Source organism: Olleya sp. Hel_I_94, from assembly GCF_007827365.1.
Lineage (GTDB): Bacteria > Bacteroidota > Bacteroidia > Flavobacteriales > Flavobacteriaceae > Olleya.
This window is the reverse complement of record NZ_VISI01000001.1, coordinates 593,091-617,500: the sequence shown is the minus strand read 5'-3', so window position 1 is coordinate 617,500 and position 24,410 is coordinate 593,091. Positions and strand designations below refer to the sequence as shown.

Sequence of the window (24,410 nt, the reverse complement as noted above, 5' to 3'; positions counted from 1 at the left end):
GGCTTAACACATGCAAGTCGAGGGGTAGCAGGGAGCTTGCTCCGCTGACGACCGGCGAACGGGTGCGTAACGCGTATAGAATCTACCTCTTACTAAGGGATAGCCCAGAGAAATTTGGATTAATATCTTATAGTATGTTAACTTGGCATCAAGATGACATTAAAGGTTACGGTAAGAGATGACTATGCGTCCTATTAGCTAGATGGTGTGGTAACGGCACACCATGGCAACGATAGGTAGGGGCCCTGAGAGGGGGATCCCCCACACTGGTACTGAGACACGGACCAGACTCCTACGGGAGGCAGCAGTGAGGAATATTGGACAATGGAGGCAACTCTGATCCAGCCATGCCGCGTGCAGGAAGACTGCCCTATGGGTTGTAAACTGCTTTTATACAGGAAGAAACACTCTCACGTGTGAGAGCTTGACGGTACTGTAAGAATAAGGATCGGCTAACTCCGTGCCAGCAGCCGCGGTAATACGGAGGATCCAAGCGTTATCCGGAATCATTGGGTTTAAAGGGTCCGTAGGTGGATAATTAAGTCAGAGGTGAAATCCTGCAGCTCAACTGTAGAATTGCCTTTGATACTGGTTGTCTTGAGTTATTATGAAGTAGTTAGAATATGTAGTGTAGCGGTGAAATGCATAGATATTACATAGAATACCAATTGCGAAGGCAGATTACTAATAATATACTGACACTGATGGACGAAAGCGTGGGGAGCGAACAGGATTAGATACCCTGGTAGTCCACGCCGTAAACGATGGTCACTAGCTGTTCGAACTTCGGTTTGAGTGGCTAAGCGAAAGTGATAAGTGACCCACCTGGGGAGTACGTTCGCAAGAATGAAACTCAAAGGAATTGACGGGGGCCCGCACAAGCGGTGGAGCATGTGGTTTAATTCGATGATACGCGAGGAACCTTACCAGGGCTTAAATGTAAATTGACAGGTTTAGAAATAGACTTTTCTTCGGACAATTTACAAGGTGCTGCATGGTTGTCGTCAGCTCGTGCCGTGAGGTGTCAGGTTAAGTCCTATAACGAGCGCAACCCCTGTTGTTAGTTGCCAGCGAGTCATGTCGGGAACTCTAACAAGACTGCCAGTGCAAACTGTGAGGAAGGTGGGGATGACGTCAAATCATCACGGCCCTTACGTCCTGGGCTACACACGTGCTACAATGGTAGGGACAGAGAGCAGCCACTGGGTGACCAGGAGCGAATCTATAAACCCTATCACAGTTCGGATCGGAGTCTGCAACTCGACTCCGTGAAGCTGGAATCGCTAGTAATCGCATATCAGCCATGATGCGGTGAATACGTTCCCGGGCCTTGTACACACCGCCCGTCAAGCCATGGAAGCTGGGAGTGCCTGAAGTCCGTCGCCGTAAGGAGCGGCCTAGGGTAAAATCGGTAACTAGGGCTAAGTCGTAACAAGGTAGCCGTACCGGAAGGTGCGGCTGGAACACCTCCTTTCTAGAGAAAGACAATTATTGTGTTTTTTTATGTAAACAAAAAGTTTATTCTCCTGCTGTTGATTTATAATCTATTATAGTAGAGTCTCATAGCTCAGCTGGTTAGAGCGCTACACTGATAATGTAGAGGTCGGCAGTTCGAGTCTGCCTGAGACTACTAATACTATGATAAAAGGAAATTCTAGAAGTTGTCAATTCTAAATAAGTAATTCTGAATAGAACATTCGGGATTCCTATATGGGGGATTAGCTCAGCTGGCTAGAGCGCCTGCCTTGCACGCAGGAGGTCATCGGTTCGACTCCGATATTCTCCACTATTCAGTTTTAACTGAAAAAGTTCTTTGACATATTGAAAAAAGATACATGAAAATTTAGTGAGATTTTTCTCATTAAAATTAATGTGGTATTATACTAATCGTAGTATAATACTGCATAGAACTCATTAAAAAGCAAATAGTACAATAAGCTAAATAAGAGCGTATGGGGAATGCCTAGGCTCTCAGAGGCGATGAAGGACGTGATAAGCTGCGAAAAGCTGCGGGGATTGGCACATACAAATTGATCCGTAGATATCCGAATGGGGCAACCCAGCATATTGAAGATATGTTATCCGAAAGGAAGTAAACCCGGAGAACTGAAACATCTAAGTACCCGGAGGAGAAGAAAACAAAAGTGATTCCGTTAGTAGTGGCGAGCGAACGCGGATTAGCCCAAACCAGTATTGTTAAGGCAATGCTGGGGTTGTAGGACTACAATATTTGAGCTGTAATGAATTAGAATAGTTTGGAAAGACTAACCAAAGAGGGTGATAGTCCCGTATAAGTAAAGAACAGTAAGATAGTAGTATCCTGAGTAGCGCGGGACACGAGTAATCCTGTGTGAATCAGTCGGGACCATCCGATAAGGCTAAATACTCCTGAGAGACCGATAGTGAACTAGTACCGTGAGGGAAAGGTGAAAAGAACCCTGAATAAGGGAGTGAAATAGATCCTGAAACCATACGCTTACAAGCGGTCGGAGCCCTTTGGGGTGACGGCGTGCCTTTTGCATAATGAGCCTACGAGTTACCGTTGCTAGCAAGGTTAAGTGATTAAGTCACGGATCCGTAGCGAAAGCGAGTCTGAATAGGGCGCTTTAGTTAGTAGTGGTAGACGCGAAACCGTGTGATCTACCCATGGGCAGGTTGAAGCTGTAGTAACATACAGTGGAGGACCGAACCGGTTGACGTTGAAAAGTCTTCGGATGACCTGTGGGTAGGGGTGAAAGGCCAATCAAACTCGGAAATAGCTCGTACTCCCCGAAATGCATTTAGGTGCAGCGTTGATTTATAGTTTTATAGAGGTAGAGCTACTGATTGGATGCGGGGGCTTCACCGCCTACCAATTCCTGACAAACTCCGAATGCTATAAAATGTTAATCAGCAGTGAGGGCATGGGTGCTAAGGTCCATGTCCGAAAGGGAAAGAACCCAGACCATCAGCTAAGGTCCCAAAATATATGTTAAGTTGAAAAAACGAGGTTGAACTGCTTTGACAGCTAGGATGTTGGCTTGGAAGCAGCCATTCATTTAAAGAGTGCGTAACAGCTCACTAGTCGAGCGGTTCGGCATGGATAATAATCGGGCATAAACATATTACCGAAGCTATGGACTTGTAAAAGTGGTAGGGGAGCATTGTAGTGGCGTTGAAGGTGTGCTGTGAGGTATGCTGGAGTAGCTACAAAAGAAAATGTAGGCATAAGTAACGATAATGCGGGCGAGAAACCCGCACTCCGAAAGACTAAGGTTTCCTCAGCTATGCTAATCAGCTGAGGGTTAGTCGGGACCTAACGCGAACCCGAAAGGGGTAGTGGATGGACAACAGGTTAATATTCCTGTACCTGCTCTCATTAAAAGTGACGGAGGCGAAAAGTTAGTGCGCACAGACGGAATTGTGCGTTGAAGAGAGTGGTAACACCTCGATAGTACACTAAGACTACGGTCGCGGTGATAATCTAGCGAATCGACTTCCAAGAAAAGCAAGAGAAGCAGCCCGTACCCTAAACCGACACAGGTAGTTGGGATGAGAATTCTAAGGAGCTCGAGAGATTCATGGCTAAGGAACTAGGCAAAATAGACCTGTAACTTCGGGAGAAAGGTCGCCACCCTTCGGGGTGGCCGCAGTGAAAAGGTCCAGGCGACTGTTTATCAAAAACACAGGGCTATGCTAAATTGAAAGATGACGTATATGGCCTGACACCTGCCCGGTGCTGGAAGGTTAAGTGGAGGGTTTAGCTTCGGCGAAGATCTAAAATGAAGCCCCAGTAAACGGCGGCCGTAACTATAACGGTCCTAAGGTAGCGAAATTCCTTGTCGGGTAAGTTCCGACCTGCACGAATGGTGCAACGATCTGGACACTGTCTCAGCCATGAGCTCGGTGAAATTGTAGTATCGGTGAAGATGCCGATTACCCGCTGTGGGACGAAAAGACCCCGTGCACCTTTACTATAGCTTAGTATTGGTTTTGGATAAGTAATGTGTAGGATAGGTGGGAGACTTTGAAGCGGCGTCGCTAGGCGTTGTGGAGTCATTGTTGAAATACCACCCTTTGCTTGTCTAGAGTCTAACCTTCAATGAAGGGACAGTGCTTGGTGGGTAGTTTGACTGGGGTGGTCGCCTCCAAAAGAGTAACGGAGGCTTCTAAAGGTTCCCTCAGCACGCTTGGTAACCGTGCGTAGAGTGCAATGGCATAAGGGAGCTTGACTGAGAGACCTACAAGTCGATCAGGTACGAAAGTAGAGCATAGTGATCCGGTGGTTCCGTATGGAAGGGCCATCGCTCAAAGGATAAAAGGTACGCCGGGGATAACAGGCTGATCTCCCCCAAGAGCTCATATCGACGGGGGGGTTTGGCACCTCGATGTCGGCTCGTCACATCCTGGGGCTGGAGAAGGTCCCAAGGGTTGGGCTGTTCGCCCATTAAAGTGGCACGCGAGCTGGGTTCAGAACGTCGTGAGACAGTTCGGTCTCTATCTACAGTGGGCGTTAGAAATTTGAGTGGATCTGACTCTAGTACGAGAGGACCGAGTTGGACTAACCTCTGGTGTATCTGTTGTTCCGCCAGGAGCATTGCAGAGTAGCTACGTTGGGAAGGGATAAGCGCTGAAAGCATATAAGCGCGAAACCCACCACAAGATGAGATTTCTTTAAAGGGTCGTAGGAGATGACTACGTTGATAGGTCATAGGTGTAAAGGCAGTAATGTCATAGCCGAGTGATACTAATAACCCATAGGCTTATTGTACGCCTGTTTTTTATAAAGTTCAATACAAAATTTTCATGAATCATTTTTTCAATATGTTATTATATACGGTTAAGTAGTTAATACTACATACACCGAAAGATTTAAGGTGATTATAGCGATGGGGCTCACCTCTTACCATTCCGAACAGAGAAGTTAAGCCCATTTGCGCCGATGGTACTGCATTGTGGGAGAGTAGGTCGTCGCCTTTTTAGAGAACCCTTCATATTTATTTATGAAGGGTTTTTTTGTGCCTAAAAATTAAAGTAAATAGGCGCAAGGGAAAGGGTATAAGCAAAAAGATGTATAGGAAAATTAAATTTAGGAATATCGCTTAACATTACTTTTGTAAATTATATAAGCAAATATAAATATATGATATTGGTGTTTAGTATTAAATAAATCGAAAGATGCTATTTGCTTTATAGTTTAGCAATTGATTATTGTAAATGAATTGTTTATTAAGCATTTTGTTAATTGTTAAATATATTCTAAGTTTAATATTTATATAGAATACTTTCGTTTTAGTTAGTATTTATATATCTTGATACATTATGACTGAATAAGAGAATGAGCGAGAATAAAGAATTAGATTTAGCTAATAATTTCGTTAATAATACGAATAGAAATATTTTCCTAACTGGTAAAGCAGGTACGGGTAAAACGACGTTTCTTCATAAATTAAAAAAGAATTCCTTAAAAAGAATTGTTATAGTGGCTCCAACTGGAGTTGCTGCTATTAATGCAAAAGGGGTTACAATTCATTCATTTTTTCAACTTCCTTTTGGACCTATTTTACCAAATGACGATTTAAACTCTAGTGGTGGATTTAATCGAAAGTTTGGTAAAACTAAAATCAATATTATTAAGTCATTGGACTTATTAATTATTGATGAAATAAGTATGGTTAGAGCGGACGTACTTGATGGTATTGATAAAACTTTGCGTCGTTATAGAAATAAAAATCTAGTTTTTGGAGGTGTTCAAGTTTTGATGATAGGGGATTTACAGCAGCTATCTCCCGTTGTAAAAGATAATGAATGGCACTTACTTAAACCGTTTTATAATGACGCTTTCTTTTTTAGTAGTCATGCCTATCAACAATGTAATCCGATTTCTGTTGAATTAAAACATATTTATAGACAGGACAACCCTTTATTCATTAATATATTAAACGAAATTAGAACTAATTCGCTTTCCCTTGAGTCAGCAAATGAGTTAAATAAAAGGTATAAGCCTGATTTTGAACCTAAAGAAGATGATGGGTATATTTCATTAACCACACATAATAATAAGGCAGAATACACTAATAAAGCTAAACTTGAGAAGCTAAGAGGTAGGTCTCAGACATATAAAGCAAAAGTAGAGGGTAAGTTTCCTGAGTTTTCTTATCCTAATAAAGAATCGCTTGTACTTAAAGTCGGATCTCAAGTTATGTTTGTTAAAAATGATAGTTCTGCAGACAAGCGTTATTTTAATGGAAAGATAGGTAAAGTTATATTACTCGATAAAGATGAAGTTGTTGTTAAGTGTCCAGATGATGATTTCAATATAATTACGAAACCAGAGGTTTGGGAAAATATAAATTATGCGGTTGATAAGGATACTAAGGCTATTTCTGAAAACAAAATTGGATCCTTCTCTCAAATTCCATTACGTTTAGCTTGGTCAATAACGATCCATAAAAGTCAAGGTCTTACTTTTGAAAAGGCAATCATAGATTCTGAAGGTGCATTTGCGCATGGGCAGACTTACGTCGCTTTGAGTAGATGTAAATCTTTAGAAGGTTTAGTTTTGAAAAGCAAGATTAATTCTAGTCAAATTATAAGTGATGCTAATGTTATCAATTTTAATATTGAAGCAGAGAAAAATCAACCAGACGAGAGTATACTTCAACAATCTAAAACGCATTTTCAATTAAATTTAATCTCTGAAATTTTCGATTTTTATCAATTTTTGTACCCAACTAATAGGCTTTTAGATATATATTATAAAAACAGAGGTAGTTTTCAGGGTAATATAGAAAATCCTTTAACTAGTATAAAAGATTGCGTCGCTACTTTATTAAAAGTAGCAAATGGATTTAAAGCGCAGTTATTAGAAATTTCAAAAGAGTCTACTACTCCGGAGACTAGTGATGAAATTCAGTCTAGATTTAAAAAAGCACTAGCGTATTATAAACAGCAATTGGATGTTAACATAATTCAAATTTATAAAAGCTTTAATTTTACTACAGATAATAAAACACTAGATACGGATTTTAATAAACAATTAGATACTTTAGAAGAGTTAATAGGCGTTAAACAGTTGTATTTTTCTAATTTGGATTCAGGCTTTTCAATTAAATTATTTTTAGAATTACGCGCTAAATCTGTGTTTTTGACAAAGGAAAAATCTAAAACTCCAAGGAAGACTGTTATAGATGGCACTACTAATGTAGAATTGTTTGAATTATTAAGAGAATTAAGAAATACAATTGCAGAAAGAGAAGATTTGGTTCATTTTCAAATATTTACACAAAAGTCATTATATGAAATGTGCGAAACATTACCAACCAGTCAAAGCGAACTATTAAATGTCAATGGATTTGGTAAAACACGTGTTGCCAAATATGGTAACGAAATTATACAAATAATAAGAGAGTATTGCGAGGAGAATGACATTGAGGTTTCCAATAGTAAAGAGATTTTTGAAAAGGCTAAACCAAAACGTAAAAAGGGAGATACAAAAGAAACGTCTTTACAGATTTTTAAAGCAGGTAAATCAATAGATCAAATAGCTTTTGAACGTGATTTAAATGTGAATACTATCTTTGGGCACCTTGCAAGTTTTATACCGTCAGGTGAAGTTAAAATAACAGATTTGATCTCTGAAAAGCATTATAAAGAATTGAAAGCATTAATCCCTAAACATACTTTTGAAAATCTTTCAGATTTGAAATCTCAAATAGCTGACAAGTATAGTTATGGAGAGATTAGATTAGTTTTAGATGATATATCTTAGTAATAAAAAAGGCTTTAAAATTAATTTTAAAGCCTTTTTTTATATTTCAGTATTCAGGATTACCCTTTGATAACACCTCGTGAAATTACTATTTTCTGAATTTCTGAAGTTCCTTCATATATCTGTGTGATTTTAGCATCACGCATCATACGTTCTACATGGTATTCTTTTACAAAACCATTACCACCATGTATTTGCACAGCTTCAACAGTTTGTTCCATTGCCACTTTACTAGCATATAGTTTAGCCATTGCGCTTGACATATCGTAATTATTACCTTGGTCTTTATCCCAAGCAGCTTTCATTACTAACATACGTGCAGCTTCAATTTCTGTATACATATCAGCTAATTTAAACGCGATCGCTTGGTGATTACAGATTTCTGTGCCAAATGCCTTACGTTCTTTACTATATTTTAATGCTAACTCATAAGCACCTGCAGCAATACCTAAAGCTTGCGCAGCAATACCAATACGTCCACCAGATAAAGTTTTCATTGCGAATTTAAAACCAAACCCATCTTCACCAATTCTATTTTCTTTTGGTACTTTTACGTCATTAAATTGTAGTGTGTGTGTATCACTTCCTCTAATACCTAATTTATCTTCTTTAGGACCAATATCAAAACCAGGTGTTCCTTTTTCTACTATAAAAGCATTAATACCTTTATGAGCTTTATCTCTGTCAGTTTGTGCTATAACTAAATATACATCACTACGACCACCATTTGTAATCCAGTTTTTTGTACCATTAATAACATAATGGTCACCTTTATCTATAGCTGTTGTTTTTTGTGATGTTGCGTCACTACCAGCTTCAGGCTCACTTAAACAAAAAGCACCAATAGATTCTCCAGTTGCTAGTTTAGTTAAGTATTTTTGTTTCTGTTCTTCGGTACCATAAGTTTCAAGTCCGTAACAAACTAAAGAGTTGTTTACAGAGACCATAACTGAAGCTGAAGCATCAATTTTAGATAATTCTTCCATAATTAATACGTAAGAAATAGCATCCATACCACTTCCTCCATATTTTGGGTCTACCATAATACCCATAAAACCAAGCGCTCCCATTTTTCTAACTAATTCATCAGGAAACGTTTGTGCATTATCACGTTCGATAACACCTGGTAATAATTCTGTTTGTGCAAAATCGCGAGCTGCATCGCGAATCATTATATGCTCTTCAGTAAGGCTAAAATCCATAATTTATGTAAGATTGTTGATTTAATAAAATTTGGATACAAAGATAAGTTTTTATTAGCATATTTTCAATCGTTATAGTTATTTTTACATTATATGATAAAAGACAATTATACAGTGATTGGCGTGATGTCAGGGACGTCTTTGGATGGTATTGATCTTGCTTTAATTTCATTTAAAAAAGCTACTAATTGGAGTTTTAAAATTGAAATTGCTCAGACTGTTGTTTATCCTAAAACTTGGCTAAATAGGCTTAAAAATTTAATAAATTTAGGTACGTCTGAGCTAAACGAGTTAGATGAAGAGTATACTACCTTTTTGGCTTCTGTTATCAACAATTTTATAAAAATTAATAACATTAGTAATATTGATGCAGTTTGCTCTCATGGTCATACAGCACTACACAGACCAGAATTAGGGTATACTTTACAGATAGGTAACTTACCTCAATTATCAAATTTAATTAAACAGACTGTAGTGTGTGATTTTAGAATTCAAGATGTTGAGTTAGGCGGTCAAGGTGCACCATTGGTTCCAATTGGTGATCAATTTTTGTTTCCGCAATATCATTGGTGTTTAAATTTAGGAGGATTTGCTAATATCTCTTCACAAGAAAATGCAAATAGAATTGCTTTTGATATTTGTCCTGTAAATATTGTACTAAATAAATATGTAGGCGTATTAGGTTTTGATTTTGATGATAAAGGTATACTTGCTAGACAAGGTATTTTTCATCAAAAATTATTTAATCAGCTAAATCAATTAGCTTTCTATTATGAAAAAGCTCCTAAATCTTTAGGGTTGGAGTGGGTAAAGACTAATATTTTTCCACTAGTTGATAGTTATAATTTACCAATCAATGACGTTTTACATACGTATGTTAAACATATAGCATTTCAGATAGCTAAAGTTATAAATCAAAAGCAAAATACGTTGGTTTTAGCAACAGGTGGAGGCGTGTTTAACGATTTTTTACTTGAAGAAATAACTAAATTAACATCAAATCAAATAATAATACCTTCAAAAAACATTATAGAATTTAAAGAAGCCTTAATTTTTGGCTTCTTAGGTATATTAAAATTACGAGGAGAAAACAACTGTCTGAAATCAGTGACAGGAGCTTTAAAAGATCATTCGTCAGGGAAAATATTCAATATAAAAAAATAAATAATAGTGATAAATTATTGCATGAAGCCAAGTCAATAATTATTAACAATAATTTATTATAATAAAAATGACCAGACTATTAAAAGCCATTTTTTGTTTTTTTATATTTGTTAAATTAATTAATCTAACACTTCGTAAGATGAATCAACTTTAGCTACTTTAAATGTTAATCCAGAGAGAAAAATATTAAAGTTGAAACCAAAAATCAAACATGAAAGACTTATTAAAAATTTACGAAAATAAAGAACCAGAAATAGTATTTAATTGGAAAGATTCTGAAACAGAAGCAGAAGGCTGGACAGTTATAAATTCTTTAAGAGGTGGTGCTGCAGGTGGTGGTACCAGAATGAGAAAAGGATTGGATATGAATGAAGTTTTATCCCTTGCTAAAACTATGGAGGTAAAGTTTACTGTGTCTGGACCAGCTATTGGTGGTGCAAAATCAGGAATTAATTTTGATCCAAAAGACCCAAGAAAACGTGGTGTTTTAGAGCGTTGGTACAAAGCAGTGTCTCCATTGTTAAAAAGTTATTACGGTACAGGAGGAGATTTAAATGTAGATGAAATCCATGAAGTAATTCCAATTACAGAAGATTCTGGTGTTTGGCATCCACAAGAAGGTGTTTTTAATGGACATTTTAAGCCAACAGAAGCAGATAAAATTAACCGTATTGGACAGTTACGTCAAGGAGTAATAAAAGTTTTAGAAAACACTAACTTTTCTCCAGATGTAGCCAAAAAGTATACTGTAGCAGACATGATTACAGGTTATGGTGTTGCAGAAGCTGTTAGACATTATTATGATGTTTATGGCGGAAGCGTAAAAGGTAAGCGTGCAGTAGTTCAAGGTTTTGGAAATGTAGGATCAGCAGCAGCTTTTTATTTAGCACAAATGGGAGCTAAAATTGTTGGAATTATTGATATTTCTGGAGGAGTTATAAATGAAGAAGGTTTTTCTTTTGAAGAAATTAAAGACTTTTTCTTAACTAAAAACGGAAATACATTAGCAACGGACAACATGATACCTTTTGCTGAAATGAATGAGCGCATTTGGTCTTTAGAAACTGAGATTTTTGCACCTTGTGCTGCATCAAGATTAATTACCCAGGATCAAATTGATCAAATGATTAATACAGGTTTAGAGGTTGTATCATGTGGTGCAAATGTACCTTTTGCAGACAAAGAAATTTTCTTTGGATCTATCATGGAACAAACAGATGAGCGTGTAAGCTTAATACCAGATTTTATTTCAAACTGTGGTATGGCACGTGTATTTGCTTACTTTATGGAGCGTAAAGTGCAAATGACTGATGAAGCTATTTTTAATGATACATCTAATATTATTAAAAAAGCAATCGAAAACGTACATGCAAAAAACGCTTCTAAAAAAGAAATTAGTAAAACTGCTTTTGAAATAGCATTAAAACAATTAGTATAATATGGAATCAGTAATAATTTTAGTATTTGTTATAGGCTATCTAGCTATAACATTAGAGCATAATATAAAGATTGATAAGTTAATTCCTGCTTTAGTCATGATGGCTATAAGTTGGGCGTTAATTTCATTAGGATTAGACTCTTTTACAGAGTGGTTTGATTCTGCCAATCATGGGCTGGTAGAAGGATATGCTTCATTAGGACATGAAACCAAGATGCACTTAATGGAAGAAACATTGCTTCACCATTTAGGTAAAACAGCAGAGATTTTAGTATTCCTTTTAGGAGCTATGACAATCGTAGAAATTATTGATTATTTTGATGGATTTTCTACTATTAAAAGCTTTATCAAAACAAAGAAGAAAACCAAAATATTATGGATTTTTGCCTTCTTAGCATTTATACTTTCTGCTATAATAGATAACTTAACTGCAACTATTGTATTAATTTCTATCTTACAAAAAATTGTTAATGACAGAAATGTACGTATTTGGTTTGCAGGTTTAATTATTATTGCTGCTAATGCAGGTGGTGCATGGTCACCAATTGGAGATGTTACAACAACTATGTTATGGATTGGTAAAAAAGTTACCACAGGACATTTAGTTGGATACTTACTATTACCATCTTTAATATGTATGCTAGTACCTACTTTTATAGCTTCTTTTTTACCAGCTTTTAAAGGTGATTTAGCGGTTGAGGAAGTAGTAGAAGAAAAACCAAAAAGCAGATTTAGTGGTACAATGTTATACCTTGGATTAGGTGCAATTGTATTTGTTCCAATATTTAAAACAGTAACACATTTACCTCCTTATGTTGGTATGATGTTAGCTTTAGGTGTGGTAGCAATATTTGCAGAAATTTATAGTTCTGCTAAATTTAGTTTATCTAACCATGATTCAGAAGAAAGTGATGCACACGCACACCATAGTCCTGTACACCATTCATTATCAAAAATTGAGTTACCAAGTATCTTATTTTTCTTAGGTATTTTAATGGCTGTAGCAGCTTTAGAATCTTTAGGTATTTTATTTGGATTTGCATCTACTTTACAAGATAGTATGCCAATGATGGGAACAGAGTTACATCATGAAGGTGTTTCGGATTTAGTAATTATTTTATTAGGTATTGGATCTGCAGTTATTGATAATGTACCATTGGTAGCAGCTAGTTTAGGTATGTTTTCTCAACCTATTGATAACGAGCTTTGGCACTTTATTGCTTATTCAGCAGGTACAGGAGGAAGTATGTTAATCATTGGATCTGCAGCAGGAGTTGTTGCAATGGGAATGGAGAAAATTGACTTTTTCTGGTATTTCAAAAAAATCTCATGGTTAGCATTAGCAGGGTTTTTAGCAGGAACTTTAGTGTTTTTCTGGACCAGAACTTTATTTTAATATATACTCAAAACAAAAATCTAACGTTATACACGTATCTAATTTTATAATATGCTAAGCAAATTAATTCAAGACACTGCTCAAGCGGTAGATCCATTAGTAGAAGGAGAACCAGTTGAGAAAACTTTATCAATAATAGAACTGATTACAACAGGAGGTACTGCTGGTATAATTATCATTGCATTACTATTTGTATTATTGATTATGGCTGTATATATTTATTTTGAACGCTTGTTTGCGATCAAAGATGCATCCAAAGTAGATTCAAATTTCATGAATCAAATTAAAGACTATGTTAGTAATGGTAAGATAGAATCTGCTCAAAACTTATGTAGTACTGTAGACTCTCCAGTGTCTAGATTAATTAGTAAAGGGATTTCTAGAATAGGAAAACCTTTAGAGGATATTAATACAGCAATAGAAAACGCAGGACGTTTAGAGATTTATAGCTTAGAAAAAAACGTGAGTGTATTAGCTACCATATCTGGAGCAGCACCAATGATTGGGTTTCTTGGAACAGTAATTGGAATGATTTTATCAATCTTTGAAATTGCAAATTCAGGAGGATCAATAGATATTAAAACTTTAGCAGACGGACTTTATACAGCAATGACCACCACTGTTGGTGGTCTAATTGTTGGTATTGTAGCATACGTTGCATATAACCACTTAGTTGTAAAAACAGATAAAGTGGTGTATCAAATGGAAGCAAACTCGCTTGAATTTTTAGATTTATTAAACGAACCTAGCTAATATGCGATTAAGAGGAAGAAATAAAGTTACACCAGAATTTAATATGTCGTCTATGACAGACATAGTTTTTCTGTTGCTTATCTTTTTTATGATTGCATCAACGTTAGTATCTGCAGAAGCTATAGACTTGTTATTACCAAAATCTACTAGCAAGACTACACAAACTAAAAATGTATCTGTAAGTGTTGACAAAAACGTCAATTATTATGTAGATATGAAACAGGTTTCTAAAGACCAATTAGAGGCAGAAGTATTAGCCAAAGTTGGTAACGTAGAGTCTCCGACAATTACAATTAGATCTGATGAAAGTGTAGAGATGCAACACGTTGTCTATATTATGGATATAGCAAACCGAAACAAGATTAAATCCACATTGGCAGTTAAAGCACAATAATAATGAAGTACCTTCAAACCAAACACGAACGCAATTCGGCAAAAATCACAGCATTAATTACGCTGATATTGGTATTGCTACTTTTTGTGGTTGGTCAAAATTATATGGATCCACCAGAAGAGTTTGGAGTTGCTATTAATTTTGGAGGATCGTCAGGTGGTGGTGGAGGTGCACCTGCCCAAGCAGCAGCACCAACCGAAACTAAACCAGAAGAAACAAAGCCTGAGGTAGAACAACAACAAGAGGCAGCAGCTGCAACTTCAAAAGAAGATGTTTTAACACAAGACGATGAAGAAGCGGTTTTAATCAAAAAACAAAAGGAGCAAGCTAAAAAAGAAAATGATGCTATAGCAAAAGCTAAAGCAGATAAGTTGGCTCAAGAAAAAGCTGCTAAGGCAGCAAAAGCAGCAGCAGATGCAGCTGAAAAAAAGAGACAAGATGATATTAAAAAAGCAAACGATGCTTTAATTAACGGAATAAGTAATTCTGAAAATCCTTCAGACTCTAATAATGATGGTCCTGGTAATGGTCCGGGAAATGGATCTGGTACAGGTAATGCTTATGGACCTAGTAATTTTGGTGGTTCTGGTCAAGGAAACGGAAATGGAGATGGTGTTGGTTATGGTTTGAATGGAAGAGGTCGTCCTACCAATCAAATTTTTAGACAAGATTGTAACGAGGCTGGATTAGTTGTTGTTAGAATTGAAGTAGATCGTTCTGGTAAAGTAGTAAAAGCTGAGCCAGGAGTAAAAGGAACAAAAAATACTGCTGCGTGTTTAATGATACCTGCTAAAAAAATTGCAGAATCCCACAAATGGAAAGCAGATCCTAAAGCTCCAGAGCGTCAAATTGGTTATGTTAGTATCAATTTTAAATTAGGTCAATAATAATCATGACTTATTTAGAGACCGTAAATTGGATGTTCTCTCAACTTCCAATGTATCAAAAACAAGGTCAGACTGCTTTTAAAAAAGACTTAACTAATACCATATATTTAGCTAAGCATCTTAAAAATCCACAGCATAAATTTAAATCTATACATGTTGCAGGAACCAATGGTAAAGGCTCTAGTAGTCATATGTTGGCGTCTATTTTACAAGAAGCAGGATATAAAGTAGGTTTATATACTTCTCCGCATTTAAAAGATTTTAGAGAGCGTATTAAAATTAATGGTAAAGTGGTTAGTAAACCCTTTGTAATTGGTTTTATAAAACGAAACAAAACGTTTTTAGATGCTAATAAATTGTCTTTTTTTGAAATGACAGTTGGCATGGCATTTGACTATTTTGCTAAACAAAAAGTAGATATTGCTGTTATTGAGGTTGGATTAGGTGGTCGTTTAGACTCTACAAATATTATTACACCAGAAGTGTCTTTAATTACTAATATTGGTTTAGACCATGTTCAGTTTTTGGGTAACACCTTAAGTTTAATAGCTTCAGAAAAAGCGGGAATAATTAAACCTAATATTCCTGTTGTTATTAGTGAAACGCAACCTGAGACGCAGTCTGTTTTTACCGCTTTCGCTGAAAGGAATAATAGCCCAATACATTTTGCAGATCAAGTAGCAAGTGAAGATTTTACAACTGACCTTAAGGGAAGTTACCAATCAAAAAATATTAAAGGCGTTATACAATCCATTAAGCAATTACAACAAAAAGGATTTGTAATATCTAATCAAAACATTAAAACAGGGCTACTCAATACTGTTAAAAATACAGATTTAAAAGGTCGTTGGCAGACGTTAGGAACTAATCCTAAAGTAATCTGTGATACTGCACATAATAAAGAAGGCTTGACACTAGCCATACAGCAATTATTAAAAGAAACACATCAACATTTACATATTGTATTTGGTGTTGTTAATGACAAAGATGTTGTGTCTATATTGCCTTTATTACCTAAAAAGGCAACGTACTACTTTTGTAAACCAGATGTGCCTAGAGGGTTGGATCAAAATATTTTGTCCACACTTTTTCAGGATAATGGTTTTAGTGGTAACTCCTATGCTTCGGTTAGTGAGGCTTATAATTTTGCACTTAAAGCAGCTTCGGTTGATGATGTTATCTACATTGGAGGAAGTACTTTTGTGGTTGCCGAAGTGGTTTAATTTTATATAAATTGTATCTTACACTTTCATCTAATTCCTCTTTAAATGTTAGAAATTATCAATCAAGTATTTTCTATTCAACTTAAAAGCAATAAAGAAAATTTATCGTTGTTTAATAGAAATGTTGACAGAATTAATCATGAGTTTGAAAACTTAGGTTACAATATTATAAACCCTATTGGTCAAACCTATCGTAATGAAATGACTGATGTCGAAGCTAATATTACAGGAGATTTTAATGAACAAATGAAAATTGTTAAAGTACTTAAACCTATAGTCTATAAAAAGATAAATGACCAAAATACTTTAGTACAAAAAGGAATTGTAATTGTAGAATAAGCACCAATGAAAACTATTAATTTTGCTATAGATTTAGGTACCACAAACAGTTTAATTGCTAACTATAATAATGGTGCAGTAAAGATATATAATAACCCTTTAGGTTTAAAACAGACGTTACCTTCTTGTGTTGCTTTTAGAGGAAACCGCACCATTATTGGTGATAAAGCTTTAGATTATTTAGAAAAGGATGCCGAAAACGTGTGTATGCTTTTTAAGCGTAAAATGGGAACTCAGGAAACTTACTTTATACCTTCCATTAATAAAGAAGTTAGTCCAATCGAGTTGTCTTCGTTATTATTAAAAGAACTTAGAAACTTTGTTTTGGATGATGTACAACTGCAATCTGCAGTAATCACAATTCCTGCTTCTTTTGATACAATACAATCTAATGCAACTAAAAAAGCTGGATATTTGGCTGGATTTAAAGAAGTTGTTTTATTGCAAGAACCTATTGCTGCGTGCTTAGCGTTTGCAAATCAATCCAATTTAGATATTCAAACGTCTAAAAATTGGATAGTTTATGATTTTGGAGGAGGTACGTTTGATGTGGCTTTAGTTGAAGTCAATGACAGAGAATTAAAGGTGATTGATAATGAAGGTGATAATTTTTTAGGTGGAGCAGATTTTGATAATCTTATTGTCGAAAAAATTATTATTCCTAAAATAGAAGCTAAAACAAATATTACAAATCTGTTTAAAGCAATTAAATCCAAGTCAAGTCAATACAAAGGGCTATATTTTGAATTACTTAAAAAAGCAGAAGAAGCTAAAAAAGAACTATCGGTTTATCCTGAAACAGAAATCGAATTAGATATAGATATAAATAATGATAATTTATTTGAACAAATAATTATTACAAGAGCAGAATTTGAAGCTGTTATCTTACCAAAAGTTGAGCAAACCATAGCGTTTATTAAAAAAGTGATTTCTCAAAATCAACTTTTAAATTCTCAAATAGATCGCCTAATTTTAATTGGTGGTAGTACTTATGTGCCATTAATAAAACAGCGTATAAAAGAAGAAACAGGGATACTTGTAGACTCAAGTATTGACCCAACATCCGCAGTGGTTGATGGTGCAGCTTATTTTGCTGGATCAAAACCAACGACTATAAAAGAGGATGACGCAGTTGTTCAAGAAGTTGAAGTTGATACAGTGGAGACTCAACTTTTTTATGAGCAAAATACTAGAGATTTAGAAGAGTTAATTACTTGTAAAGTGGCTAGTGATAATTTTAATTATAGAATTACAAGGGTTGATGGTGGTTATGATTCTGGTATCAAGACTATTGTAAATAATGGGTTTTCTGAGTTTGTCCCATTACTAAAAGGACAATTAAACCGGTTTAAAATCCAAGTGTTAGATCAGGATTTAAATGTTGTAAAAACTATTAGTACTGTGGCTATTAATCAAGGTAGTTACAATGTTTTAGGTCAACCGTTACCTATTGATATTTGTATGGAAATAGACGATATTGATGCGTCAACTACACGTTTGGAACAAATATTTAGAAAAGGAAGCATTTTACCTTTAAAGAAAAAAATATATAAAACAGCCTCTAAAACCATACTTAAAAATACTGATGCTAATTTAATAATCAATATTGTGGAAGGTCAATCCAATGGATTACCTAGTTCTGGATTAAGCATTGGTTATATTGAGTTTTCGGGTAAAGATTTGGAAGATGATTTAATTAAAGGTACAGATATAGAGATTGAATTGGAAGTAACCGAGTCTAGAGACTTAAAAATAAATGTTTATTTACAAGCTTGCGATCAAGAATTTAAAAATGTATTTAGCCAGTCAGAACGTGCGATAAGTATTAGTAAGATTAACATGGAAATAAATGCAGTATTGTCCGAGGTAGAACATTTGATAAGAGAGCAAGTCGAAGATGAAAATTTTGAATATTCTAATACTTTAGAACAAATACGAGTTGGTTTAATTGAAATACAGATTGAAACCACGTTGCTTGATGATAATGATGTATCTGATCAAAAATATCAATTGGATGATAAAAAGCGAAAGTTAATTCAAGCGTTTGATACTTTAACAAGAAACAAAGTTATAGCTTTAGAAATAGAAGAGTATAAGTTGTCTAAAGAAGGTGTAGAGTGGGAAATTAATAAAGACGAAAACGAGAAATACAGACCCAAATATCTTAAAGTTATAGCCAATGAAAAGGAGGTTGTTAACTCTGGAGATAAATATTTACTTAGAGCCAAAATTAAAGAACTTGATGTTTTATATAATTCTATAATTCAATCTAACGATGAAAACTTTATTGGTTATTATTTAGGATTAAAGTATAGCTCAGAATTTGAAAACAAGAAAAAAGCAGAGCAGTTAATTAAGGAAGGTGATCAAGTACTAGAGCGTAAGGATTACACTTCGTTAAAACACATAGTTTATGCACTGTATGCTTTACTTCCAGATAGAGAAAAAGATAAACAAAAACTATTTAAAGACGATAGCAAAACAGGGTTGCGTTAGTTGTGTTTTTTCTTGTACCAATTAGTGTAAATTTTATCAATATTAATACCATTTAAATTAATGTTCTTGCTGTCTATTACATCTAATTTACTGGTGTCTTTTATTTTAATATCAGAATTAATTATACTTTTTTCGTAAATACTTAACTTATAAGGAAGCACGTTAATTTCATGATTTAATTTTGGACCAATAGTTTTGACGACATAAAGTTTAGATAATTCAGCATCATTTTTAAAATGAGAAAAGTTATCGACTACAAATCCATTTCCTGTATAAAATAGTAATGAATCTTCAGGTTTTAAATTGATGTAAATTTTTTCGTCTTTTGGTATGTAAATCGATTGATCAATCCCTTTTTGAAGTTTAAATACTATTAAATCTTTACTACTGCTGTTTTTAACCAAGCTGTATTCGGAATTATTTGCCACACCATAAGCATAAGCTTCAATCTTATTAAAAGTTTTAGGATATGGATTCGTAAATTCATTTAATTTAGTAGGTGCACTATTGTCTATTTCTGGTTCTTTTCTATTAGTTTTTAATTTTAAAGAATAAATAAATCTAGTATGATCTTTTGCTTTTTGTTTACTATTAACATCAGGTAATGTTATCTTCTCACTACTAATTATAGGTTTATTGTTTAATGTTGTTTCAACTACATCCTCAGTTGTTAAGGTTTCTTGTAGTGGTAAGTCTATCTTTTTTTGATAGTCTTGACGCTGTTTAATTTTTCTAACAGCTTCAAATAATTCTTGATTATCAATATTAATGCGTGAATCATTTCGATTAGAGCTATTAATTCCTAATGAGGCAAGTCTAATAATAATAAGTATAAAGACTACAATGCTCCAAATTCCGACTGTTGTTCCAGATTTGGATTTACCAGTAGTCTTATAAGCATATGGTTTTGCAATTTCTGCATTAGAAGTTAATATATCCTTTAGCATATAACTTGATACCTCCAATGCTCCAAAAGCAACCATCGTTTTAGCAGCAAAATTAAAGTCAGAATCATTTACATTTTTTCGTTTAGAATTGTAGGTGTCTATGATCACTGAATTTAAGTCATTAACCTCCTCTGTAAACGAATTTGGATATTGACTCAAGCAATTTATAAAGTTTCTATTTGTAATATAACCTACAGGTGCATGAGATAGTTCTAATCGGTTATTTTGAATATAAACTGTAGCAAAATTTAGTTTAGCACTAAAAAAGTTTATAATAATTTGTTCAATCTCTTCAGTAAATAATTTATAGTTTTTTATAACATTAAATAGTAATATGTATTTGCCTTTATTTAGTGTTTCGGTTAAAAACGGTTTAAGATGCGCTCTAAAATATGGCGCTAAAAAATGTTTTAATTCATAAAGGTCTTCGATGTTATCCTCATAAAGGTTAATAGAGCTTTGTGGAATGTTACTATAGTTTCCGCTAATTATTTGTTTTAACCAGTCATGTTGTTCAATAAAAACATGATGTTCTCTTATCGTTTCATCTTTAAGCTGATCAATTAATAGGGCTAATTCTCCAAGGTTACTTGTATTATTTAGTACAGCATTAGCTTTTAATTGCTTTTGTAGTCTAATTATTTTAGCGTCATCTAAGGTAATAATAGCGTTAATATCTATACCTAATTGATCAATTATAGAGATGTATTTCAAATTTGGAGTGTATTTGTTACCAAAAATATTAAAATTTTTATAAAAAGTTATTTTGTTAGGGACTATATATTAATGAGTTAATTTTTAAATTTAAAAAATGTTGTTTTTTTTTGAATAAAAGGTTTTGAGATGTCAAAAACTAATGTATATTTGCACACCTAATAAATAGGGCGACTAGCTCAGTTGGTTCAGAGCACTTGGTTTACACCCAAGGGGTCAGGGGTTCGAATCCCTTGTCGCCCACAAAAAAATCCAGAACTTAGTTTTGGATTTTTTTATGTTATTATTTGATATGGAATTTTGTTTTTAATCAAAATCTAACATATATTTGCAAACCTATTATTAGGGCGACTAGCTCAGTTGGTTCAGAGCACTTGGTTTACACCCAAGGGGTCAGGGGTTCGAATCCCTTGTCGCCCACAAAAAAATCCGAAACATTTGTTTCGGATTTTTTTATTTATAATAATTCTAATACGCGTTCCAAAGCCATTCCTCTAGAGCCTTTTATTAATAACGCACTGTCTTTAATTGTTTTGTAATTGTTTTTAAAATCTTCAAAGGATTTATATTGTTCTAAATTGGTATGGTGTAATTTAGTTTTGTAAAAATTTTCACCAATTAAAATTACTTTATTAATATCTAAATCAGCTAATAGGTTTACTATATTTTGATGTTCTGCAGCAGCAGAAATCCCTAATTCAAACATGTCTCCTAATATTGCTATTTTGTTTTTAGCCTTATGGATGCTAAAGTTATTTAATGCCACGTCCATACTAGATGGATTAGCATTATAGGCATCTAGAATAATGGTGTTACTATCTTTGTCAATTATTTGAGACCTATTATTTGTTGGTACATAGTTTTTAATTGCATTTTGTATTTGATGTATTGTCAATTTAAAATGTCTACCAATTGTGCAAGCTGCACATAAATTGGTGTAATTGTATGTGCCTATTAAATTAGAGTTGATAACCTTGTCTTCTGTTTTAAACGAAACAAATGGATTGGTGTCTAATAAGGTGTAATTGTAATTGTTTGTTATACTATCGTTGAAACCTATCTTATTATTATAAGTACTCAGTTTATCTTTTTGAATAGGATCCTCAGCGTTAAAAAATACTTGTTTATTATTGCTTATCAAGTACTCATACATTTCACTTTTACCTTCAATAACGCCTTCAATTCCTCCAAAGCCTTCTAAGTGGGCTTTACCAAAATTAGTAATGTATCCATAATCAGGTTTAGCTATGTTACATAAAAAAGCAATTTCTTTTTTATGATTTGCTCCCATTTCAACAATACCAATTTCAGTATTTTTATCCATAGATAGTAATGTTAAAGGTACACCAATGTTATTATTCAAGTTACCTATGGTTGCTGTAGTATTATATTTTTGAGATATTACAGCATTAATAAGCTCTTTGGTTGTTGTTTTTCCGTTACTTCCCGTTAAGGCAATGATTTTTAAACCTAGGTAGTCCCTATGGTATGTGGCTAACTCTTGCAGTGTCTTTAGACTATTTTTTACTAAAATAGTATTATCTGATGTCTTATACTTAGGGTCGTCTATAATAGCGTATTTGGCGCCTTTATTTAAAGCTTCGGTTGCAAAGGTATTACCATTAAAATTTTCTCCGCTTAAAGCGAAAAACATACAAGTATCTTTTACTTTTCTAGTATCTGTACTTATGGATGTACAGGATAAAAAAAGTTGGTGTAATGCGTCTATTTTCATGAAATAAAAGTATAAAAAAAGTCCTAACAAATGTTAGGACTTTTTAATATATTAAAAATAATATTTTTAGTTTTTAGACTTACGTGTTCCTTTAGATTTTGAACCAACTCTAGACATTGCACATCTAAACCCAATATAGTCTGTAGCCATATTTTGAGGGTAGTAACGTCTTTGTGCAGGATCTAACCAATACTCTCTATCTTTCCAAGATCCTCCTTTGTAAACTCTTACCTCATCGTTTATTAAAGAGGTACGTTTGTTGGATTTGTCATACTCTCTGATCATATTTCCTGAAGAATCCATTTCTATGTTATGCTTAGGTGCATTGTACATTTTACGTGTAGAAGCATCTTCGTTAGCTTCTCCTTCGTCATCTCCAAATCTATCAGCGTAGTATCTTGAAGATTGTGAGTCACCATCTCTAAAGTTACGGTTGTCACTTCTATCAAAGTTTGTTCTTAAGTAAGTTTCTTCTTCGTCTATTGGTTGTGTAGCAATTTCTCCTGGTAAATCTCTAGGTACTACTTTTCCGTTTGGAAGTGTATCAAAAACAATCTCGTCTGTAGTTACAATTTTAACTGTACCATCATCGTTGATTGCATTTTTAGTATAAACGTTACCTCTATAATAGTTAAAGTCGTTAAACTCATCATCTACTATTGGTCTGTAAACATCGGCAACCCATTCTGCAACGTTTCCTGCCATATCATATAAACCGTAATCATTAGGAGCGTAAGATTTAACTTGAGCAGTAATATCTGCACCATCGTCAGACCATCCTGCAATTCCACCATAATCACCTTTACCTTGTTTAAAGTTGGCTAATTGGTCTCCTTTTATTTTACGACTTCCAGAACGTGTGTACTGTCCATCCCATGGATATTTTTTACGACCTCTGTAGACGTTGTAGCTTCTTATTTCTGATAATCCTAAAGCAGCATATTCCCATTCAGTTTCAGTAGGTAGTCTGTATTTAGGAGATATAATACCTGTTTCTCTTGATGCAAAAACATTAATTTCGTCACCTGCAGCATTAGTTTGAGGTCTAAGTTTTCCTCCTTTTATAATGTCTTCATTACCACCAAACGTTTGTGTTGGAGCATTGATGTAAGTATCTGTACTAAAATTAGCATCTGCAGTAGCTTCTAATTGGCTTCCTTGCTTTAAGTAACCATCTTGTTGTAAGTAAAGCTCATTTACACGATCAGTTCTCCAGTTAGCAAACTCAACAGCTTGAATCCAACTTACTCCAACCACAGGATATTCTCCGTAGCCTGGATGACGTAAGTAGTTTTCTGTCATAACTTCGTTGTAACCTAAACGGTTTCTCCAAACTAACGTGTCAGGTAAAACACCATTGTAGATAGCTCTGAAGTTTTCTTCTTCAGGTGGATATGTTCTTTTAATCCAATCTAAATATTCTAAATACATTTTATTAGTTACTTCAGTTTCGTCCATATAAAAAGACTGAACGTGTTGTTGATTAGGAGTATTATTCCAATCATGCATAACGTCGTCTTGGACTCTACCCATTGTAAAAGTTCCACCTTCTACAAAAACTAATCCTGGAGCAGTTTCTTGTTCTTTAAATTTGGTATTGTATTGAAAACCACCATCTTTAGAGTTAATCTGCCATCCAGTAGCTCTTGAGGTATTACTACCGCTACCAGATCTTTTACAACCAACCAAGGTCAAAGAAATCGCTAAAACGAATAACAACCTTGATACAATTACTTTTTTCATATTCATGCGTTTATGTAAGCTAATAATGTTTTTTTGGAGTCGCAATATAATAATTAAACCCAACAAAACAACATAAAATGTTATTTTTGAGTAAAATTTAAATGCATTTCATCCTATTTTTTTACGTTACATCGATATTAAATTTGCTTTTAATCGATGTTTTGGAACTGTATAACGCAGGTTATTAAAAATTATTATCGTAATTTTGACTTGTTTTTATGAAATTATT

General features: G+C 34.4%; 14 protein-coding genes, 4 tRNA genes and 3 rRNA genes (1 of these 21 only partly in view). 17 read left to right on the top strand and 4 right to left on the bottom strand.

The window, feature by feature from the left end; genetic code table 11:
- The 6 genes from JM82_RS03010 to JM82_RS02985 all read left to right on the top strand — a co-directional run.
- Positions 1-1,474: ribosomal RNA gene (locus tag JM82_RS03010) — 16S ribosomal RNA — on the top strand (it extends 44 nt beyond the left edge of the window).
- Between the two features lie 82 nt (positions 1,475-1,556).
- A tRNA-Ile gene (locus JM82_RS03005) sits at positions 1,557-1,630 on the top strand.
- Between the two features lie 82 nt (positions 1,631-1,712).
- Positions 1,713-1,786: transfer RNA gene (locus JM82_RS03000), tRNA-Ala, on the top strand.
- Positions 1,787-1,931: 145 nt separating this feature from the next.
- A 23S ribosomal RNA gene (locus JM82_RS02995) occupies positions 1,932-4,750 on the top strand.
- 102 nt (positions 4,751-4,852) lie between these two features.
- Positions 4,853-4,959 (top strand): 5S ribosomal RNA (rrf, locus tag JM82_RS02990).
- Together the 16S, 23S and 5S rRNA genes with 2 tRNA genes alongside form the textbook arrangement of a ribosomal RNA operon.
- A gap of 358 nt (positions 4,960-5,317) precedes the next feature.
- Positions 5,318-7,750, top strand: coding sequence for a helix-turn-helix domain-containing protein (locus JM82_RS02985; protein ID WP_145001078.1), 2,433 nt, complete (start codon positions 5,318-5,320; stop codon positions 7,748-7,750).
- Positions 7,751-7,809: 59 nt separating this feature from the next.
- Here the strand turns inward: JM82_RS02985 and JM82_RS02980 are convergent, their stop codons facing one another.
- Positions 7,810-8,952, bottom strand: coding sequence for an acyl-CoA dehydrogenase (locus JM82_RS02980; protein ID WP_145001075.1), 1,143 nt, complete (start codon positions 8,950-8,952; stop codon positions 7,810-7,812).
- Between the two features lie 93 nt (positions 8,953-9,045).
- Between JM82_RS02980 and JM82_RS02975 the strand changes: the two genes are divergently transcribed.
- From JM82_RS02975 to JM82_RS02935, 9 genes are all read left to right on the top strand, one after another.
- Positions 9,046-10,116, top strand: a complete 1,071-nt coding sequence (locus tag JM82_RS02975; RefSeq protein ID WP_145001073.1) for an anhydro-N-acetylmuramic acid kinase — start codon at positions 9,046-9,048, stop codon at positions 10,114-10,116.
- A gap of 211 nt (positions 10,117-10,327) precedes the next feature.
- A complete protein-coding gene (locus tag JM82_RS02970; RefSeq protein WP_145001071.1) occupies positions 10,328-11,554 on the top strand; it encodes a Glu/Leu/Phe/Val dehydrogenase dimerization domain-containing protein in 1,227 nt (408 codons plus the stop codon).
- A 1-nt stretch (position 11,555) separates the two neighbouring features.
- The gene (nhaD, locus tag JM82_RS02965) at positions 11,556-12,950 is read left to right on the top strand and encodes a sodium:proton antiporter NhaD (protein ID WP_145001069.1); all 1,395 of its coding nucleotides are present in this window, start codon (positions 11,556-11,558) and stop codon (positions 12,948-12,950) included.
- A 51-nt stretch (positions 12,951-13,001) separates the two neighbouring features.
- Entirely contained in the window at positions 13,002-13,703 is a 702-nt protein-coding gene (locus JM82_RS02960) for a MotA/TolQ/ExbB proton channel family protein (RefSeq protein WP_145001067.1), read from the top strand.
- A 1-nt stretch (position 13,704) separates the two neighbouring features.
- A complete protein-coding gene (locus JM82_RS02955) occupies positions 13,705-14,097 on the top strand; it encodes an ExbD/TolR family protein (protein ID WP_028283795.1) in 393 nt (130 codons plus the stop codon).
- Positions 14,098-14,099: 2 nt separating this feature from the next.
- On the top strand, positions 14,100-14,984 hold the full coding sequence (locus JM82_RS02950; protein ID WP_145001065.1) for an energy transducer TonB: 885 nt from the start codon (positions 14,100-14,102) through the stop codon (positions 14,982-14,984).
- 5 nt (positions 14,985-14,989) lie between these two features.
- Positions 14,990-16,207 (top strand): bifunctional folylpolyglutamate synthase/dihydrofolate synthase, encoded by a 1,218-nt coding sequence (locus tag JM82_RS02945; RefSeq protein ID WP_145001063.1) that lies wholly within the window; start codon positions 14,990-14,992, stop codon positions 16,205-16,207.
- A 45-nt stretch (positions 16,208-16,252) separates the two neighbouring features.
- Positions 16,253-16,546, top strand: coding sequence for a hypothetical protein (locus tag JM82_RS02940; protein ID WP_145001061.1), 294 nt, complete (start codon positions 16,253-16,255; stop codon positions 16,544-16,546).
- A gap of 6 nt (positions 16,547-16,552) precedes the next feature.
- The gene (locus JM82_RS02935; protein ID WP_145001059.1) at positions 16,553-19,042 is read left to right on the top strand and encodes an Hsp70 family protein; all 2,490 of its coding nucleotides are present in this window, start codon (positions 16,553-16,555) and stop codon (positions 19,040-19,042) included.
- Here JM82_RS02935 and JM82_RS02930 read toward each other — a convergent pair.
- Positions 19,039-20,703, bottom strand: a complete 1,665-nt coding sequence (locus tag JM82_RS02930) for a hypothetical protein (RefSeq protein ID WP_145001057.1) — start codon at positions 20,701-20,703, stop codon at positions 19,039-19,041. The two genes, JM82_RS02935 and JM82_RS02930, sit on opposite strands and share 4 nt — an antisense overlap.
- A 168-nt stretch (positions 20,704-20,871) precedes the next feature.
- On the opposite strand from JM82_RS02930, the gene JM82_RS02925 reads away from it, so the two are divergent.
- Positions 20,872-20,946, top strand: a tRNA-Val gene (locus JM82_RS02925).
- Between the two features lie 102 nt (positions 20,947-21,048).
- Positions 21,049-21,123: transfer RNA gene (locus JM82_RS02920), tRNA-Val, on the top strand.
- 37 nt (positions 21,124-21,160) lie between these two features.
- Here the strand turns inward: JM82_RS02920 and murF are convergent.
- Together murF and gldJ are read right to left on the bottom strand one after the other, a co-directional pair.
- Positions 21,161-22,438 (bottom strand): UDP-N-acetylmuramoyl-tripeptide--D-alanyl-D-alanine ligase, encoded by a 1,278-nt coding sequence (gene murF, locus JM82_RS02915; protein WP_145001055.1) that lies wholly within the window; start codon positions 22,436-22,438, stop codon positions 21,161-21,163.
- Between the two features lie 66 nt (positions 22,439-22,504).
- Entirely contained in the window at positions 22,505-24,187 is a 1,683-nt protein-coding gene (gldJ, locus tag JM82_RS02910; RefSeq protein WP_186439169.1) for a gliding motility lipoprotein GldJ, read from the bottom strand.
- Positions 24,188-24,410 lie beyond the last annotated feature (223 nt).

Coding starts and splice junctions, on each gene's coding strand:
- JM82_RS02985 (WP_145001078.1), top strand. CDS start 5,318: ATGAGCGAGAATAAAGAATTAGATTTAGCTAATAATTTCGTTAATAAT.
- JM82_RS02980 (WP_145001075.1), bottom strand. CDS start 8,952: ATGGATTTTAGCCTTACTGAAGAGCATATAATGATTCGCGATGCAGCT.
- JM82_RS02975 (WP_145001073.1), top strand. CDS start 9,046: ATGATAAAAGACAATTATACAGTGATTGGCGTGATGTCAGGGACGTCT.
- JM82_RS02970 (WP_145001071.1), top strand. CDS start 10,328: ATGAAAGACTTATTAAAAATTTACGAAAATAAAGAACCAGAAATAGTA.
- nhaD (WP_145001069.1), top strand. CDS start 11,556: ATGGAATCAGTAATAATTTTAGTATTTGTTATAGGCTATCTAGCTATA.
- JM82_RS02960 (WP_145001067.1), top strand. CDS start 13,002: ATGCTAAGCAAATTAATTCAAGACACTGCTCAAGCGGTAGATCCATTA.
- JM82_RS02955 (WP_028283795.1), top strand. CDS start 13,705: ATGCGATTAAGAGGAAGAAATAAAGTTACACCAGAATTTAATATGTCG.
- JM82_RS02950 (WP_145001065.1), top strand. CDS start 14,100: ATGAAGTACCTTCAAACCAAACACGAACGCAATTCGGCAAAAATCACA.
- JM82_RS02945 (WP_145001063.1), top strand. CDS start 14,990: ATGACTTATTTAGAGACCGTAAATTGGATGTTCTCTCAACTTCCAATG.
- JM82_RS02940 (WP_145001061.1), top strand. CDS start 16,253: ATGTTAGAAATTATCAATCAAGTATTTTCTATTCAACTTAAAAGCAAT.
- JM82_RS02935 (WP_145001059.1), top strand. CDS start 16,553: ATGAAAACTATTAATTTTGCTATAGATTTAGGTACCACAAACAGTTTA.
- murF (WP_145001055.1), bottom strand. CDS start 22,438: ATGAAAATAGACGCATTACACCAACTTTTTTTATCCTGTACATCCATA.
- gldJ (WP_186439169.1), bottom strand. CDS start 24,187: ATGAATATGAAAAAAGTAATTGTATCAAGGTTGTTATTCGTTTTAGCG.